The sequence below is a fragment of the Carnobacterium mobile DSM 4848 genome (assembly GCF_000744825.1).
GTDB classification, from domain to species: Bacteria; Bacillota; Bacilli; order Lactobacillales; family Carnobacteriaceae; genus Carnobacterium_A; species Carnobacterium_A mobile.
Map to the genome: position 1 here is coordinate 2,157,460 of NZ_JQMR01000001.1, position 17,067 is coordinate 2,174,526.

At 36.4% G+C, this 17,067-nt stretch carries 13 protein-coding genes; 9 read left to right on the forward strand and 4 right to left on the reverse strand.

Annotation, left to right across the window (positions count from 1 at the left end; genetic code table 11):
- The first annotated feature begins 2 nt into the window (after nt 1-2).
- Together cydD and cydC are read left to right on the forward strand one after the other, a co-directional pair.
- Entirely contained in the window at nt 3-1,745 is a 1,743-nt protein-coding gene (gene cydD, locus BR87_RS10310; protein ID WP_035031773.1) for a thiol reductant ABC exporter subunit CydD, read from the forward strand.
- Nucleotides 1,738-3,513 carry a thiol reductant ABC exporter subunit CydC gene (cydC, locus tag BR87_RS10315; protein ID WP_035031775.1) on the forward strand — a complete coding sequence of 592 codons (1,776 nt, stop codon included), beginning with the start codon at nt 1,738-1,740 and terminating at the stop codon, nt 3,511-3,513. The genes cydD and cydC overlap by 8 nt, the downstream gene beginning before the upstream one ends.
- A gap of 141 nt (nt 3,514-3,654) precedes the next feature.
- On the opposite strand, the gene BR87_RS10320 is transcribed toward cydC, so the two are convergent.
- Nucleotides 3,655-4,635, reverse strand: a complete 981-nt coding sequence (locus BR87_RS10320; RefSeq protein ID WP_211250002.1) for a polyprenyl synthetase family protein — start codon at nt 4,633-4,635, stop codon at nt 3,655-3,657.
- An 855-nt stretch (nt 4,636-5,490) separates the two neighbouring features.
- On the opposite strand from BR87_RS10320, the gene BR87_RS10325 reads away from it, so the two are divergent.
- Nucleotides 5,491-6,696 (forward strand): NAD(P)/FAD-dependent oxidoreductase, encoded by a 1,206-nt coding sequence (locus tag BR87_RS10325; RefSeq protein WP_035031780.1) that lies wholly within the window; start codon nt 5,491-5,493, stop codon nt 6,694-6,696.
- A gap of 251 nt (nt 6,697-6,947) precedes the next feature.
- Here the strand turns inward: BR87_RS10325 and BR87_RS10335 are convergent, their stop codons facing one another.
- Together BR87_RS10335 and BR87_RS10340 are read right to left on the reverse strand one after the other, a co-directional pair.
- Complete coding sequence (locus BR87_RS10335) at nt 6,948-7,388, reverse strand: acyl-CoA thioesterase (RefSeq protein WP_035031798.1); 441 nt, start codon at nt 7,386-7,388, stop codon at nt 6,948-6,950.
- Nucleotides 7,389-7,448: 60 nt separating this feature from the next.
- Complete coding sequence (locus tag BR87_RS10340; RefSeq protein ID WP_035031801.1) at nt 7,449-8,009, reverse strand: hypothetical protein; 561 nt, start codon at nt 8,007-8,009, stop codon at nt 7,449-7,451.
- A 333-nt stretch (nt 8,010-8,342) separates the two neighbouring features.
- Here BR87_RS10340 and BR87_RS10345 point away from each other — a divergent pair, with 333 nt between their 5' ends.
- Together BR87_RS10345 and BR87_RS10350 are read left to right on the forward strand one after the other, a co-directional pair.
- The gene (locus tag BR87_RS10345) at nt 8,343-9,212 is read left to right on the forward strand and encodes a glycosyltransferase family 8 protein (protein WP_035031804.1); all 870 of its coding nucleotides are present in this window, start codon (nt 8,343-8,345) and stop codon (nt 9,210-9,212) included.
- A gap of 119 nt (nt 9,213-9,331) precedes the next feature.
- Nucleotides 9,332-10,186, forward strand: a complete 855-nt coding sequence (locus tag BR87_RS10350) for a glycosyltransferase family 8 protein (RefSeq protein WP_035031809.1) — start codon at nt 9,332-9,334, stop codon at nt 10,184-10,186.
- 98 nt (nt 10,187-10,284) lie between these two features.
- Here BR87_RS10350 and BR87_RS10355 read toward each other — a convergent pair whose 3' ends face one another.
- On the reverse strand, nt 10,285-11,121 hold the full coding sequence (locus BR87_RS10355; protein ID WP_035031812.1) for a helix-turn-helix transcriptional regulator: 837 nt from the start codon (nt 11,119-11,121) through the stop codon (nt 10,285-10,287).
- 206 nt (nt 11,122-11,327) lie between these two features.
- Between BR87_RS10355 and BR87_RS10360 the strand changes: the two genes are divergently transcribed.
- The 4 genes from BR87_RS10360 to BR87_RS10380 all read left to right on the forward strand — a co-directional run bounded on the left by BR87_RS10360 (nt 11,328) and on the right by BR87_RS10380 (nt 17,014).
- Nucleotides 11,328-13,085, forward strand: a complete 1,758-nt coding sequence (locus tag BR87_RS10360; RefSeq protein ID WP_035031814.1) for an ABC transporter ATP-binding protein — start codon at nt 11,328-11,330, stop codon at nt 13,083-13,085.
- Nucleotides 13,072-14,853: an ABC transporter ATP-binding protein gene (locus BR87_RS10365; protein ID WP_035031817.1), complete on the forward strand. Its 1,782-nt coding sequence runs from the start codon at nt 13,072-13,074 to the stop codon at nt 14,851-14,853. Before BR87_RS10360 ends, BR87_RS10365 begins: the two co-directional genes overlap by 14 nt.
- Before the next feature lie 405 nt (nt 14,854-15,258).
- Nucleotides 15,259-16,026: an acyl-[acyl-carrier-protein] thioesterase gene (locus tag BR87_RS10375; protein WP_035031823.1), complete on the forward strand. Its 768-nt coding sequence runs from the start codon at nt 15,259-15,261 to the stop codon at nt 16,024-16,026.
- Between the two features lie 4 nt (nt 16,027-16,030).
- Nucleotides 16,031-17,014, forward strand: a complete 984-nt coding sequence (locus BR87_RS10380; RefSeq protein ID WP_035031826.1) for a LacI family DNA-binding transcriptional regulator — start codon at nt 16,031-16,033, stop codon at nt 17,012-17,014.
- Nucleotides 17,015-17,067 lie beyond the last annotated feature (53 nt).

Sequence of the window (17,067 nt, forward strand, 5' to 3'; positions counted from 1 at the left end):
TTATGATGGATAAACGTTTATTGGGTTTATCTGGCATGAAAAAAATAATGATCTTGCTTGCAGGGGTTTCTTTCCTGCAAGCTTTTATGATTATTTTTCAGGCTCGATTTTTAGCCCTTTCAATTACCGGTTTATGGAATGGAGAAGGACTGGCAGCTCAAACAAAAGTGATTCTTTTATTTTTCTTGTCTTTTGCAGGCCGCCATTTTTTAACGTTGGTTCGAGAAAATATCTTAGATAAATTTGCTTATCAAAAAGGAAAAGAATTAAGAAAAGAATTATTAAATCAGGTCTTTTCATTAGGGCCGAAAGTCGTGCAAAAAGCTGGAACAGGCAGTGTGGTAACTCTGGCGTTAGAAGGTATTCGCCAAGTAGAAAATTACATTACGTTGTTTCTTTCCAAAATGATGAATATGATGATTATTCCATGGATCGTTTTAGTATATGTTTTTACATTAGATAAAGACTCAGGAGTTACAATGATCGTCGTTTTCCCGATCATTATTTTATTTATGGTGATTTTAGGTTATGCCGCTCAAAGTAAAGCGGACCGGCAGTATGCTACCTACAAAGTATTATCCAATCATTTTGTTGATGCATTGCAAGGCTTGGAAACTTTAAAATTATTAGGGCTAAGTAAAAAATACAGTCGAAATGTTCATAGCGTTAGTGAAAATTATCGCAAAGCTACCATGAGCACTTTAAAAGTTGCGATAATGTCTACCTTTGCTTTAGATTTCTTTACAACATTATCCATCGCCTTGATTGCCTTAGTTTTGGGCTTGCGTTTATTAGAAGGAATTATGTTATTGCTTCCAGCTTTAACCGTTCTTATTTTATCGCCTGAGTTTTTCTTGCCGGTTAGAGAATTTTCCAGTGATTACCATGCAACATTGGACGGTAAGAATGCAATGGCAGCTATACTTGATATTTTAGAAATTGAAGTTCCAACAGAAACGACGGTTTTGCCTGCTGAGAAAGCAAAGTGGGATGAAACAAGTGAAATAACAATTAAAGGTATGAGCGTCAGTCATGATAAAGAAAGCCAACCGGCATTAACAGAAATTGATTTTAGCTGGAAAGGTTATGGAAAAATCGGTTTAATTGGTGCCAGCGGTTCAGGAAAGTCTACTTTTATTGATACCATTGGCGGATTTCTGCAACCGAGTGAAGGAGTGTCTATTGAGTTGAACGGGGTAGAAATCCCTCATTTTGCTCAACGGAATTGGCAGAAAGAGATTATTTATATTCCGCAAAATCCTTACCTTTTCCACGATACATTAGCTAATAATATTCGATTTTATATGCCTCAAGCTTCTGATGAAGCAGTAGTAGAAGCTGCAAAAAAAGCTGGGCTGGCTGAATTTATTAAAGAACTGCCGAATGGTATTCATACGTTGATTGGGGAAAGCGGCAGAGCATTGAGCGGTGGACAAGCTCAGCGTGTTTCGATTGCCCGGGCTTTTCTAGATCCAGAACGAAAAATTTTATTATTTGATGAGCCAACAGCACACTTAGATATTGAAACGGAAGTGGCTTTGAAAGAAAGTATTTTACCGTTAATGGAGCAGCATTTTGTCTTATTCTCTACTCACCGATTGCATTGGACCAATGAAATGGACTATGTCCTGGTGCTGGATCATGGGCGGATAGTAGATGCCGGGACTCATGAAGAATTATTAGCAGAAAATGGCCCTTATGTCGATTTAATGAATCAAATGAGAGGAGAAAAGCCGCATGTATAAAAAAAGAATCGCTGAAATGCGCGCCACTTTTATTGAAGATTCTTGGGTAAAACCTTTTATGGCAAAGTACCGTAAATTATTATATTTAGTGTTGTTTTTAGGTTTTATGACACTTTTTAGTGGAAGTGCCTTAATGTTTATTTCTGGTTTCTTAATCAGCAAGTCAGCTAGTATTCCTGAGAATATTATGCTGGTGTATGTTCCAATCGTTTTAACTCGTGCTTTTGGAATCAGCCGGCCGGTTTTTCGGTATATTGAGCGGTTGACCAGTCATAACTGGGTTTTAAAAATGACCTCTGATTTGCGTGTCAAGTTGTATAATACACTGGAAAAAGATGCGATTTTTATTAAAAGCAAATATAAAACTGGAGATATTTTAGCCGTTTTAGCTGAAGATATCGACCATATCCAGAACCTTTATTTAAGAACCATTTTTCCAACGTTGATTTCTTGGGGAATCTATATTGCGGTCATCATCGGGTTAGGCTGGTTTTCAATCCCTTTTGCTTTATTGATGTTGTTGATGTTAGGTGTTGTCGTTATTTTGCTGCCGTTAGTTTCTTTATTAGTTAATGGTGCGAAAATGGCTGCACAAAAAACAGCCCGAAATGGATTATATGATCAATTGACAGATGCCGTTTTAGGTGTTGGGGACTGGTTATTCAGTGGTCGAAAAAATGATTTTCTAAATAGTTATGAAGACAATGAACAACTGAATCGTAAGAACGATTACCTGATTAAACGGTTTGACCGGACTCGTGATTTTATTTTGCAAATTACTTTTAGTATAATTGCTGTCGCTATCTTAATTTGGACAAGTTATGTTTTTCAAGGCAATCATGGCGGAGCAGCCAATTGGATAGCAGCATTTGTTTTAGCTGTATTCCCTTTGGTCGATGCATTTTTACCTATTCCTGATGCTGTTTCAGAATTAACGATTTATGAAGATTCGATCAAACGGATGAATGCATTACCAGCCGCACCTGATTCTGCTGGTATTGAGCCATCCTCAGAAGCAGCGTCTTTGAAAGAAGAAGCTTTTCAAAGTTTGGCATTTAAGCAAGCTACTTTTTCTTATGAGACTCAGTCGAAAAAAATAATAGATGATGTCACAATCGAAATTCCTAAAGGCAAAAAACTAGCTGTTTTAGGCAAAAGCGGGGCTGGTAAAAGTACGATGGGGAAATTGCTCCGTGGTGATTTGATTCCGCAAAAAGGAACGGTTACATTGAATGGAGTACCTGTTTACAAGTTAGGCGATGAGATTGCTCAGTGGGTCGGAGTAATCAATCAAAATCCTCATTTGTTTCATACTTCTGTTTTAAATAATGTTCGTCTCGGAAATGTAGAAGCCAGTGATGAAGAAGTTATTCAAGCCCTGTATCAAGTAGGGCTGGGAGAAATGCTGGCAGATTTACCGGCAGGATTTAACACTTCCGTCGAAGAAGCAGGCGGCCGTTTTTCTGGCGGAGAACGACAACGGTTAGCTTTAGCACGTATTTTACTGCAAGATACGCCTGTTGTGTTATTAGATGAACCGACAGTAGGATTGGATCCTATTACAGAACAAATTTTACTCGATACGTTATTTACTGTTTTAAAAGATAAAACCATTATTTGGATAACACACCATCTACAGGGCGTCGATCAAATGGATGAAGTGATTTTTATTGAAAATGGAAAGATTGAAATTCAAGGAACGCCACAAGGGCTCTTAGCTGATAATACGCGTTATCAACGCTTATATCACTTAGACCGTGGTGAATAAAAAGAAGCTGGAGTGAAAAGTGAGCTGAATCTCAAGATAGACCAAAAATCTATTTTTCGAGATTCAGCACACCATCTCCAGCTTCTTTTTTTTGTGTTTTATTAAGAGAGCAGAAAAAGAATAAATAAGAATGCTCTGTTCTCAATAGTTGCGGTGAAGCAGTTGTTCAGTTAAATGATAAAGAACTGCTTTTTCAGGTCGTTCAGGTAACCGATTGATAGCAGATAAAGCTTTGTTGGTATAACGTTCAGCTAGTTTTTGAGCTTCTTCGATTCCTTGGTATGTTTCAACAAGATCAACTACTGCTTGAATGTCTTCTGCAGACATATCGAGTCCTTTTGATAAATAAGGCTCAAAGTCTTTTTTATGCTTTCTTAAGGCTAAAATAAGTGGCAATGAGTAAACACCTTGACGCATATCTTCTAGTACAGGTTTTTTTAACGTTTTGCTGTTTTGGGTGTAGTCTAAGATGTCGTCTAACATTTGAAAAGCAATCCCAATATTGTGACCAATATGCTGACTGCTCCTAATAACAGCTAAATCAGCTTTGCCGGTTTTGGCTCCCTGTAAACAGCTTAAAGAAAAAAGCTGAGCTGTTTTTCCTGTTATGTTCCTAAGGTATTGGCGCAAAGTGATTTCAGTATTGTAACGCAAGTGCATTTGATCTAACTCGCCTAGTAAAATCCGACGCATAACGAAAGCATTTAGTTTAATCGCAGCAACAGATTCGGTGGTCTCTGCTAGTAAACCAAAATAAACGGCAAATAAGAAATCACCCGTATAAACCGCAATATCTTTACCGTATTTAGATTGAACTGTTTGCGTACCGCGTCTCGTAGGAGAGTCATCAATGATATCGTCATGTACTAGCGTAGCCATATGCAAAACTTCTAAAGAGGCAGCGATATGGGTAGTTTTCTTATCATTTAATGTTTCGGTATCGCCAAAACGGGAGAATAAGATGAAGTAAGCAGGTCGTAAAAGTTTTCCGCCCGAATGCAATAAGTCAAAAATAACTTGTTCAACTTCTTTATTTCGAATACGAACCTTCTTTTCTATCACTGCATAGCTTTCAGCTAATTCGTCTTTAATTTCTGGGTAATTATCCCACATAGAATGAATCGGCATAGCTGTATCCCTTTCAAGTAGAATCCATGATTCTATTTTTAATATTACTTATAATACTGATTATATCACAGACTTTAATTTATCGTATGGATACGTTTGTGTCAATGTAGTTGAATCAACGATAGAGAAAAAGAAAAAAGGAGAAATATAGAAATAAGAATAAAATAGCATTTTTTTTGTTAAAAGTCAAAAAAAAAGCGGGTCTTCATTGACAATTTAAGTAATTAGGTGCATAATGTTAAGGTTGTAAATTGTTTAGAGAGCACTCATTTTATTTTATTTTTGGTCTATAAAAATCAGGGTAAGAATGTTTTTTATAGGAAAGATACTGTTTTTTAGAAGTTTGCTGAAGTTGCTAAAGCTGAAAACACTTTATATCATAAAGTAAGTTCTATTGATTGAAATTAGCGGCGATATGCAGTAAAGTATGCAATGCATAGGCATCTTCTGAAGGGCCTTTTTTTGTGTTAAAGCTAACTTAGGCGTTCATTAATCCTGTTAAATCAGAACAGGTAATAAAAGCTGACGAAAAATAATAGCAATTAAGGAGATGAATGATTGGGAAAAAGGTAAAGTATCTTACAAAAACCAACTTTTATTGATGCAGTTGGGGCAGTAAGGGTGTGTCTCAAAATTGGAGGATACAGTTGAAGCTTTCTTAGCTTCCCAAGCGATAGTTGTATTTTTTATACTACTTAGTGAAAAAAATACAAACTCGTTAAATAATTTTTAATTGATAGCATAAAAATAATTTTTATTAAATAGTGAACAGTCTTATACTGGACGTTTAAGCTACAGTTGAATAAACGGAGAGATAAAGAGTGTTAATATAGAAAGCGAGAGAAAAAAATGAGTAAAGCAAAAGTGGTTATTTTAGGCGCAGGGTATGCAGGCCTTAGAGCATTAAAAAGTCTTCAAAACAAACGATTGGATGTAGAGATTACATTAGTTAATAAAAATGATTACCATTATGAATCTACTTACCTACATGAAGTGGCTAGTGGAGTACATGAACCTGAAAGAATCAGCTACAAAATCATGGATGTTGTAGATACAAAACAAACAACTTTTATTCAAGATACAGTTGTAGTAGTAAATAAAGACGAAAAAACTGTTCAACTAGAAAAAAATGGTGCTATTCCTTTTGACTACTTGATTTTTGCATTAGGTTTTGAGTCAGAATCATTTGGAATCAAAGGTGTAGACGAATTTGGTCTGCCAATGGTAGATATCCCTACATCTGTAGCGGTTGATAAACATTTGCGCGAACAATTCGCTAAATACAATGAAACAAAAGACGAAAGCTATTTGAGTGTTGTAGTTTGCGGTGCCGGATTTACAAGTATTGAATATTTAGGAGAGTTGACTCTTCAAATGCCAAAACTTGTGAAACAATACAATGTTCCTGCTGATAAGATTCAACTTATCTGTATTGAAGCCATGCCTACATTATTGCCAATGTTTGATGCAAAATTATCAGAATATGGAATCAATAAATTAAAAGAACGCGGAGTTAAATTCCTAATAGGTACACCAATCAAAGAGCTGAAAGCAGATTCTGTTATTTATGAAGAAGCAGGAGAATTGAAGTCAGTTAAAGCAAAAACAATTGTTTGGACAACAGGCGTACGCGGCAGCAGTATCGTTGCAGCTTCAGGTTTTGAACAAAGACGTAACCGTGTAATGGTAGAAAATGATTTAACAGCTCCTGGTTACCCAGATATCTTTATCATTGGAGACTGTTCAGCAGTAATGGACAATGCAACAAATCGTCCATATCCGCCAACAGCTCAAATTGCGTTAAAACAAGGGATTGCCGCTGCTGATAATTTAGAATCAAAATTAAAAGGAACAGCAATCAAACCGTTCACTTTCTCTGCTTTAGGTACTGTATGTTCAATCGGAAATACGGAAGCAATCGGAGAAGTGATGGGGCATAACTTAAAAGGTTATCCAGCTTCTGTAATGAAAAAAGTAATCGGAGACCGTTCGTTAATGCAAACAGGCGGTATGAAGATAGTTGCTAAAAAAGGACGCTTTGACTTTTACCGTTAAGCCGTTTAATGATAAATTTAAAAAAAATAAAGGGACTTCTTAAAAGGAGCCAGTTAGAATCGAAAAAACGTAGAAAGTACCAAAAAAATTATTTTGGTAGCTTTCTACGTTTTTTTATTAGACTTAATTTTTGGGACAGTTTTATTCTGCTTGTGGACGAACTATCGCTAAAAAGCAGCATGATTGATCAAAAAGCGTGTTGAAAATCTGTTTGATCCGGTTTACCAAAACAGATTTTTTCGTTTCCAGCATTAGTGGATTTCAATCTCTTTACCAATTAACCCTTCAAACAAATCATAAATAGTTTTATTGACTTTTTTTAAAGAAACAGGGCGATAGTTGCTATTTAAAAAACAATGATCGCTTTTTCCAATCGCCCGCAACTCTCTTGAATCTTTATCGGTGATCTGGTAAGAAATAGTCATTTTGATGCCATTAAAAGACTCGATGACGGGCAGAATGTAAACTGTTTGATTGTAGCGGACCATTGATTTATATTCGCAAGCAATGCCCAGCACAGGAATAATGATGCCGGCCTCTTCCATTTGGTCATAGCCAAACCCGATAGAATCCAATAAGTTTGTACGTGACTCTTCAAACCAACGTATGTAATTAGAATGATGGATAATACCCATTTGATCTGTTTCATAATAATGAGCTTTGTGTTCATATTGACTTAAATTAGGGTTCATCGCAATTCCTCACTTTCTATCCATTAAGTTTAAAATAGCGTTGTATTAAAAGCAATACATTTAGCCTTCTGATAAGGCCAGAAAGTCAGTTTCGGTCTGTTGAGTAGCAGTTAAATACCCGTATAAAGACCCTGTATAAATCGATTCAAAAATAGGAAGAACTTCTAAGTCTTGCGGAGTAATAAAATGAAATTCTTTTTGAAACTCATGGATGGTACTTTCAGCCAATAAAGTAGCAACAAATTGGGAACAGAAAAAAGCATCATGGCGTTTAAAATCAATTTTAAGAGCCAAAGTTACTAAACCAATAAGATTGTAACGATACATATTCTTTGTTTGCTCATAATACTGGATCAAGTCAGACAGTAATTTGAATTGTACGGGGGTGACCTCACAAGTAAGAATGTTGCATTGTGCCCGCAAAAAATAATCTCGTGTCAAATCTTCTTGAATGAAACCGGCAACAAAGGGGTTTCTAGGCTGCTTGCGGCCAAAACTGTAAATATCTACTAGAGTCGGATCTAAAGCGATTGAAGCATGGTTATATTCAGCTTTAGTGTAGAATTTAATGGTTTTGGAAAACAAGGTATTTGTATCCGATAAAACTAAATAAATTTTCATTAAACTAACCTTCTTTTTATAGTTTCGCGATTTTTTCAGATGAAATCATCTTCTGAAGTCTTGCTTTAGTATACACTATATCAAAATTTTTACTATAGTTCTTTAGGCTGACAAGTGCAGTTTAAAGAGGCGGGAAGCTTCTGGAAACAAAGGGTTTATGAGAAAACGAACCTTATTTTATGCGAATTTATACATTAAAATGTATAAAACTATAAGCTAAGCAAGGGTTATTATTTGCAATAAATAAAAAAAAGATATAATATTGAATGTAGAACCGAAGTTTTAATTAGATTGCCATCTAATTTTAATTTTTGAAGGAAAGGAAGGTTGGAAATGCAAGCTAAAAAAATAATTCCAATTGTGAGTGCTGCAGATAATAATTATGCACCTTATCTAAGTGTTATGATGATGACATTGCTTGAACACTTAGCCAAAGATGTTGAAATTACTTTCTATATTATTGACGATCAAATTTCAGCAGACAGCAAAGAAAAATTAAACCAAGTTGTTTCCAATCAACCGGCTACTATTAGCTATTTAGAAGTTGATTCGAACTTGTATGCAGATGTGCTAGAGAGTGATCACATTACACAAACTGCTTATTATCGTATCTCATTACCTGACTTACTCGCAGATAAAGACTATGAAAAAGTACTTTATATCGACTGTGATGTATTAGTATTAGATGATGTTTCTAAATTGTATGATACGGATATTGGCGAAAAAGTTATAGGTGCTGTTATTGACCCGGGACAAGCGCTCGTTTTAGGGCGGTTGGGAGTCGAAACAGAGGATTACTACTTTAACTCTGGCTTGATGTTGATCAATTTAGCTAATTGGCGAAAAGCCAACATCACAGAAAAAACACTAGCATTTTTAGAAGAGGAAGAAGATAAAATTATTTATCATGATCAAGACGCATTAAATGCTATTGTTTATGAAAAATGGTTTCCGCTTCATCCTAAATGGAACCTGCAAACTTCTTTATTATTTGAAAGACATCAACCGCCAACAGAACACTATAAAAAGTGGTACAAAGAAGCGATACAAAATCCCTCAATCATCCATTTCACTGGTCACGACAAACCCTGGAACTCTGACGAATATCACCCTTATACCGAACTTTATTTAAAAGAATTGGCTAAATCGCCTTTCCAATCAACGAAAAATAAAATTAAAAAAGAGAAACTAAACAATCTATAAAAAACGTTTTTTCAGCTTAAAAAAAGTCTAATTTACAGACTTTTCTTTAAGTTACCCTAAATACCCTAAAACGGAACTGAGAGAATGAAAGTTCTGATTTATTGAAGGAGGAAATAGTTATGTTTGATTCTAAAAATATTACAATTGTATCATCGAGTAACGAAGCTTTTGTTCCCCATTTAGCTACACTGTTTCTTTCGCTACTGGAAACTAAAAGACCAGATACTGTTTTACATTTTTATGTAATTGATGATAAAATTTCATTGAACTCAAAGATGTTATTAAACCGTACCGTAAATAAATACAATGCTCGTATCAGTTACTTAACAATAGACGAATCAGAATTTGAAAATGTGGTTGAAAGTGACCGAATCCCTAGAACAGCTTATTACCGGATTTCGATTCCAAATCTTTTAAAAGACTTGGATCGTGCCATTTATCTGGATTGCGACATGATTTGTATAGAAGACATTCAAAACATCTGGGAAGTAGACTTAGGAGATAAGCTATTAGCAGCTGTGGAAGATGCTGGATTTCACGATCGTCTGAATTTAATGGGAATTGATTCTAAATCAGACCGCTATTTCAATTCAGGAATGATGGTCATGGATTTGAAGAAATGGCGTGAAGAGAAAATCACAGAACAAGCCTTTGACTTTATCGATAAAAATCCAGAATTATTGCGTTTCCATGATCAAGATACCTTAAATGCTATTTTGCATGATCGGTGGTTGGAATTGCATCCGCGTTGGAATGCACAAACGTATATGATGTTAGAAGAAAAAGAACACCCGACAAAATCAGGACAATTGAAATGGGAAGAAGCACAACATGATCCGGCTATTATCCACTTTTGTGGGCATGAAAAACCGTGGCATGAAAATTCCATTCATCCTTACCGCGAAACTTATTTCGAATTGCGGAATAAAACCACTTTCCCAATGGCTTCGCCGACCACAGTCAAGAAAAGCTAGACGAATTGCAACTGCAATAAGTTCATACAAAAAAGGTATCTCTTCAAATTTGAGAAGAGATACCTTTTTGGATTTTTCTTTTGTCGATTGGTACGAATTCAACTGCTTTTTTTCAAAAAAGCAGAAGGCGCCTGGCCATAGTATTTTTTAAATAATTTACTGAAATAAAGAGCATCTTCGTATCCTACTAAATGTGAAATCTCTTTAATCGTAATTTCTTTCTCCGTTTCCATTAACACTTTTGCTTGTTCTAAACGTATTTTGATCAAATGATTGATTGGAGAGTCACCGGTCTCTTCTTTAAAAACACGAGAGAGATTAGTGGGGCTGATAAAATAGTTTTGTGCCAGACTATTTAAGGTGATGTCTTCTGGATAATGAGCTTCTAAATAATGAATAATATCGTTGACCAACTGCTGTTTATCTTGCTCTTCTTTGGAAAGAGCCACTGCAGTATTTTGATGGGTGAGCGCATACTTATCTCGCAGCAGCAAGACAATTAATTCTGTAACTAATGATTTCAGCATCAATTCATGACCAGGTTGATTAGCTGATCGTTCAGTCATGATTTTACGGCAAATGGTAAAAAAATCCTCATTGTGTTCACTTAAATGAATAATAGGGGACTCAATAGGGAAAAAGTTTTTTGGAAAGCAATCCAATGTGACATTTCGAAAGCCGATATGCAATTGAGTGCTTTCCATACCCGAAATGGAATGTTCATGATGGTCCACACCAGGATTAAATAGCAGAATGGTTTTCTCTTCTAAATGATTGAGCTGGTTTTCAATAGTGTAGAAGGCTTCCCCTTCTACGATCACAGACATTTCCAAAAAGTCGTGATGATGTTTGCTGCCGATTGATGAGCCAGAAGTAGTCACATCAAACACATATAGAATCTCAGGATTAAACGTTTTAGCATTCACCTTGAACATTTTTTCACCTCCTGCAGTCAGTTGAACTAGTTACCTAAAATTATAAAGTATCTAGCAAAACAGTGCAATTTTTCAGCATTGTAAATGAAAGAAAGAAAAAGATTGGGTATTTTATCCATCTTATTTAATAAAAATGACCATTCTATTTATTACAGGTTTTCATTATCATTGAAAGTAACGATTAATTAAAAGAGGGGGCTAAAAGTATGGAAAGTATCAAATGGGTAGGAAAATATATGAGACCCTATTGGTGGAGAGTATTTATCGCCACAGTACTAGTTGTAATCGTGGCTATATTAAACGTTGTTTCGCCATTGATTGGAGGAATGATCGTCGATGATGTAATAGTAGATCAAAAAGCTGGTTTATTGGTACCTTTATTAATTGCCATGATTATTGCTTCATTTATTCGAACTATTCTTCGCTATATTTATCAAATTATGTTTGAACGGGTCGGACAAAATGCATTGTATCGTATCCGTGAAGATATGTACCAAAAGCTGCAAGAGCTCGATTTCAGTTTTTTTAACAACACAAGAGTAGGGGATTTGATGGCGCGGATGACAGGAGACACAGATGCTATCCGGCATGCCATCTCATGGTTGCTATACAATGTTTTAGACAACATATTATTACTAGTTTCAGCTATTGTGGTGATGGGGATCATTCAATGGCAACTGATGCTGTCATTATTGGTCGTCACTCCGTTTATCGGTATTCTAACTGTCATTTTGTCTCGTAAAGCCAATCCTGTTTTTTATGAAATTCGGGAAAGTTTTTCTAGATTGAATTCAATGGTAGAAGAAAATATCAGCGGAAACAAAGTAGTGAAAGCTTTTGCTAGGGAAGATTATGAAATCGAAAAATTCAATAAATTTAATGAAGATTATAAACGCCGAAATATTGAATCGGCTAATGTGACAAAAACGTATATGCCGATTTTGGAAACTTTGGCAGCTTTCTTATCAGTTATTACCATTGGATTTGGCGGTTTCCTAGTCATTAATGGCAAAATGAGTGTCGGCGATTTAGTAGCGTTCAATGGATTTATTTGGATGCTGAACACGCCTATGCGTAATGTTGGTTGGTACGTCAATGATTTACAGCATTTTATTACATCTACCTATAAAATCAGGGAATTATTAGCAGCTCGTCCAATGATCCCGCTAGAAAAAAGACAAACCACACCAACGATCAGAGGGATAGTAGAATTTCAAGATGTCTCTTTTCACTTCGCTGATGATCCTGATACGGAAGTATTGAGCCATATTTCATTAAAAGCTGTACCGGGACAAACCATTGGGATCTTAGGTGAAACAGGCTCAGGAAAATCAACTTTAGTGAATTTGATATCACGATTTTTTGACCCAACAGAAGGACGCATTTTAATTGATGGCCAAGATGCAAGAAGGATCAACATTCGAGAATTACGAAAACACATTGCTATTGTGATGCAGGATGTCTTTTTATTTTCGGAAACGGTCAAGGGAAATATTGCTTTTGGAACACCAGAAGCAGAACTAGAACGGATCAAGCAAATGGCCCGTATTGCAGATGCCAGTCCATTTATTGAACGTATGCCAGACCAATACAATACATTTCTAGGCGAGCGAGGCAGTGGGTTATCAGGCGGACAGCGTCAGCGGATTTCTTTAGCCCGTGGCTTAATGAAAGACCCTGCGATTCTTATTTTAGATGACACGACTTCTGCTGTTGATATGGAAACAGAAGTGAAAATCCAACAGGAGTTACAAGATGTGATGCAGCAAAAAACAACCTTTATCATTGCCAACCGTATTTCTTCTGTTAAACGAGCAGATGAAATCATTATTCTCTCACATGGTAAAATAATTGAACGGGGAACACATGCATCGTTATTGGCTGCTAAAGGAGCTTACTATAAGATCTACTTGAAACAACTAGGTGAGTCTGAAGAGGAGGCGGCAAACGATGGCACAGAATAGTATCAGAAAAGATGAAGAATTAAAAGAAGAATTTAATAAAGATCAATTTAGGCGTTTGGGCGGTTATTTAAAACCGTATAAAAAAGCCATTTCTAAGATATTAGTCGTAATCTTGATATCCAACCTTGTCTTAGTGTTAGGACCGTATTTGACCAGTATCGTGATCGATAATGCTATTCCGAATAAAAATGGCTTTTTAATGACTATCATTATTGTCGCTTTTTCTTTAGCTACGATTGTCGGCGGATGGTGTACCAGATACCGAATTCAACATATCACTTTGCTAGGCCAAGATGTATTGAAAGATATGCGTTCAGAGATTTTTGAACACATCCAAAAACTATCTTTTTCTTATTTTGATACACGGCCGCACGGAAAAATTGTTATACGGGTAGTCAACTACATCAACTCATTAAGCGATTTGTTGTCAAATGGGCTGATCAACGTGATTTCAGATGTCTTGAGTTTGGTGGTTACCTTAGCTTTTATGTTTGCAATTGATGTAAAACTGACTTTGTATAGTTTTATTTTATTGCCTATCTTATTTATAGCGACCATTTTGATCCAAAACGCTCAGCGTAAAGCGTATCAAGAAGTTAGCAATAAGCAAGCCAACCTAAACGCTTATATTCACGAAAGTGTTTCTGGGATCAAGGTTACGCAATCTTTTACACGCGAAACGATCAACAATAAAATCTTTGCAGAAGTCAGTGAAGAACAACGAACAACATGGATAAAGGCTGTTAAAATCCAGTTCTTACTAGCACCGGCGATTCAAAACGTTGCCACCATTACCATCTCCATTATTTACTTTATTGGCGTACGCGGAATCGGCGTGGATGTCTCGACGGGTGTTTTGATTGCGTTTATTGGATACGTCAATAACTTTTGGAATCCAATGGTCAACATTGGGAACTTCTATAACTCTTTGATCACTGGTACAGCTTATCTAGAACGTATTTTTGAAACGTTAGATGTTGAACCTGAAATTACAGATGCTGAAGATGCTTTTGAAATGCCGCCAGTAAAAGGAGACGTGGTTTTTAATAATGTAACGTTTGGCTACCAACCGGGACAAACCATTTTTGAACACTTGTCTTTCCACGCAAAACCAGGAGAAACGATAGCATTGGTAGGACCAACTGGTGCGGGAAAATCAACTATTATCAACCTGATCAGTCGCTTTTATGATGTGGATGATGGGGAAATCTTAGTAGACGGTATTGATATCCGAAAAGTAACCTTAAACTCATTAAGAAATCAGATGGGAGTTATGTTACAAGAAACGTTTATCTTTTCGGGAACGATTATGGAAAATATTCGTTACGGCAAATTAGATGCTACCGAAGAAGAAGTGATTGAAGCAGCCAAGATCGTACGTGCCCATGATTTTATTATGCAACAAAAAGATGGGTACAATACAGTCATTAAAGAACGCGGAAGCACCTTGTCAGCTGGACAACGCCAACTGATCTCATTTGCCAGAACTTTATTGTCAGACCCTAAAGTATTGATCTTAGATGAAGCAACCTCTAGTATTGATACACAAACAGAGATTCTGCTGCAAGAAGGGTTAGACCGTTTGCTGGAAGGACGGACTGCATTTATCATTGCTCACCGGCTATCCACGATCAAAAACAGTACGCGGATTTTCTATATTGCGGATAAAAAGATACAAGAAGCAGGAAGCCATGCAGAACTAATGGCAGAAAAAGGTCTTTATTATGATTTATATAAGACTCAATTTGATTTATTGCAACAATTGTAAAAAAAGCTGTTCAGAAACCAGACATTCTTCTGTCTCGGTTTCTGGGCAGTATTTTTTTGGTTCTATTATTTTTAGTGTTGGTAAGAAGAATGGATCTAGTCCACAACTTGAAATTTCAGGAGGAATAGCGGCTGCTTGCAGCCATGTAAAGGATTCAATGCGAATTACGAAGCGGTTAAGCTTCGTTTGAGGCTTGAAAGGCTGGAGACATGAAAGGCTCCAGTCGTTCCCATGGCTCTTGCAAGCAGACGCGTAAATTCCGGAGGAAATTTCATTATTAAGCATTACCAACACGATTTGATAAAGAACCTTTTTTTTATCTTTTTAATCCATTTAACGTTGGCGCATAAAATAATGGTATGCTATATTTGATTTAGAATCAGGTAGATGAAAAGAGGAAGTAGAATGACAGAACAAATTTTTGAGAAAAAACACCAAATTAACTATTATGAATGCGACACAAATCAGCAATTGACGATTCCGATGTTGATCAATATTATGATGCAAGTTTCTGGCGAACAAAGTCATCAATTAGGTGTAGGTGATGAAGAACTAGCTAAAAAAGGGTTAGCTTGGATCGTGTTGCAATATGAAATGAAGATAGAACAGATTCCCACAGCTCATCAGACGATTAAAGTAACAACACAAGCTTTATCTTATAATAAATTATTCTGTTATCGTGAATTTAAAGTATATGATGAAGCTGGACGTTTATGTGTAACGGCTCAAAGTACATTTGCTTTGTTAGACATTGAAAAACGTAAAATGGTACGGGTGCAAGAAGAAGTGGTAGCTCCTTTTCAAACACCATTTTTAAAGAAATTGATTCGGACGCCAAAACCTGAAAAAGTTACAGAAGAAACAGCTGTAACCAATGAGTACCATGTTCGTTACTTAGACATTGACAGCAATCGTCATGTAAACAACTCTAAGTACATTGATTGGGCTTTAGATACATTGGATTACGATTTCATGACTAGTCAAAAACTAACGTATCTTAATATCAAATTTGAAAAAGAAGTTTATTACGGCAACCGTATCCAAAGCCAAATGAGTCTACGCGAAACTACAGAAGGAAAGACCATCACTGCTCATCGTATTATGACTGGAGATGTGGTGAACAGCGAAGCCAGTATGGAATGGCAAAAAATCGAAGAAGAAACAAGCAGGTGAAAAGATGGTAACGATCAATGATATTGCCAAACAGGCCGGAGTCGCCAAGAGCACCGTTTCCAGGTATTTAAATGGGGGATCCGTTAGCCGCAAAACAAAAGAAAAATTAGACAGAATTGTTGCAGAAACCGGCTATGTCCCTAATACATTCGCACAAAGCTTGAAAGCAAAGAAAACCAATATGATTGGAACGATCATTCCCCGCTTAGATTCTTATTCTGCAAATGAAGCCCTATTTTCTATTGATGAAGGGCTGAGAAAGCGAAACTTTCAACTGCTGATTACCAATACGAATCAAACGCCAGATCGGGAAGTGGAGAGTATTTATTCCCTAGCCAGACAAAAAGTTGCAGGTATCTTGTTATTTGCGACGGTCATTACAGAAGCTCATAAAAAAGCTATTGCTGACGTAGGGGTGCCGGTTATTTTACTAGGTCAGCAAGCGGAAGGGCTGTATTCCATTGTTCATGACGAGTATAAAGCGGGGTTTAAACTAGGAAAATACGCCACTAGTTTAGGCCACAAACAGTTCTTTTACTTTAATGTCTTTGAAGCAGATGTGGCTGTAGGTCAATTGCGTAAAAAAGGAGTAGTAGATGCTCTTAAGGAAAGTCCCGACAGCACTATTGAAGTGATGGAAACCAGCTTTTCTTTTGAAGCTGCTTACCAGCAGGCTTTAAAAGTACTGCCTACAATAAAAGCATCTTATATTATTTGTGCGACTGATAATATCGCACTGGCAGTGTTGAAAGCAACGCATCAGTTGAAAATAGCTATTCCAGCTGTTTTTTCACTCTCAGGGTTCGGCGGATACCAAATAACTTCAGTCGTTTCTCCAACGATTACCACTGTAAAGTATCCTTATCAAGAATTAGGAGAAATGGCTGTTAAAAATATGTTGTTATTACTAGAGGGATCGGATATTCCTGAGAAAACCGTCTTAACCAATGAATTAATTGTAAATGAATCGACTAAAAGACACGATTAAAAAAATCTGCAACTTTGTTTGCAGATTTTTTAAATAGAATAGGGTTCTATAAG

What these genes read in the sequence shown, in the direction of transcription:
- cydC (WP_035031775.1), top strand. Translation starts at nt 1,738, where the DNA reads ATGTATAAAAAAAGAATCGCTGAAATGCGCGCCACTTTTATTGAAGAT.
- BR87_RS10340 (WP_035031801.1), bottom strand. Translation starts at nt 8,009, where the DNA reads ATGAAAATTTATTTAGTTTTATCGGATACAAATACCTTGTTTTCCAAA.
- BR87_RS10335 (WP_035031798.1), bottom strand. Translation starts at nt 7,388, where the DNA reads ATGAACCCTAATTTAAGTCAATATGAACACAAAGCTCATTATTATGAA.
- BR87_RS10380 (WP_035031826.1), top strand. Translation starts at nt 16,031, where the DNA reads ATGGTAACGATCAATGATATTGCCAAACAGGCCGGAGTCGCCAAGAGC.
- BR87_RS10355 (WP_035031812.1), bottom strand. Translation starts at nt 11,121, where the DNA reads ATGTTCAAGGTGAATGCTAAAACGTTTAATCCTGAGATTCTATATGTG.
- BR87_RS10345 (WP_035031804.1), top strand. Translation starts at nt 8,343, where the DNA reads ATGCAAGCTAAAAAAATAATTCCAATTGTGAGTGCTGCAGATAATAAT.
- BR87_RS10350 (WP_035031809.1), top strand. Translation starts at nt 9,332, where the DNA reads ATGTTTGATTCTAAAAATATTACAATTGTATCATCGAGTAACGAAGCT.
- cydD (WP_035031773.1), top strand. Translation starts at nt 3, where the DNA reads ATGATGGATAAACGTTTATTGGGTTTATCTGGCATGAAAAAAATAATG.
- BR87_RS10375 (WP_035031823.1), top strand. Translation starts at nt 15,259, where the DNA reads ATGACAGAACAAATTTTTGAGAAAAAACACCAAATTAACTATTATGAA.
- BR87_RS10360 (WP_035031814.1), top strand. Translation starts at nt 11,328, where the DNA reads ATGGAAAGTATCAAATGGGTAGGAAAATATATGAGACCCTATTGGTGG.
- BR87_RS10325 (WP_035031780.1), top strand. Translation starts at nt 5,491, where the DNA reads ATGAGTAAAGCAAAAGTGGTTATTTTAGGCGCAGGGTATGCAGGCCTT.
- BR87_RS10365 (WP_035031817.1), top strand. Translation starts at nt 13,072, where the DNA reads ATGGCACAGAATAGTATCAGAAAAGATGAAGAATTAAAAGAAGAATTT.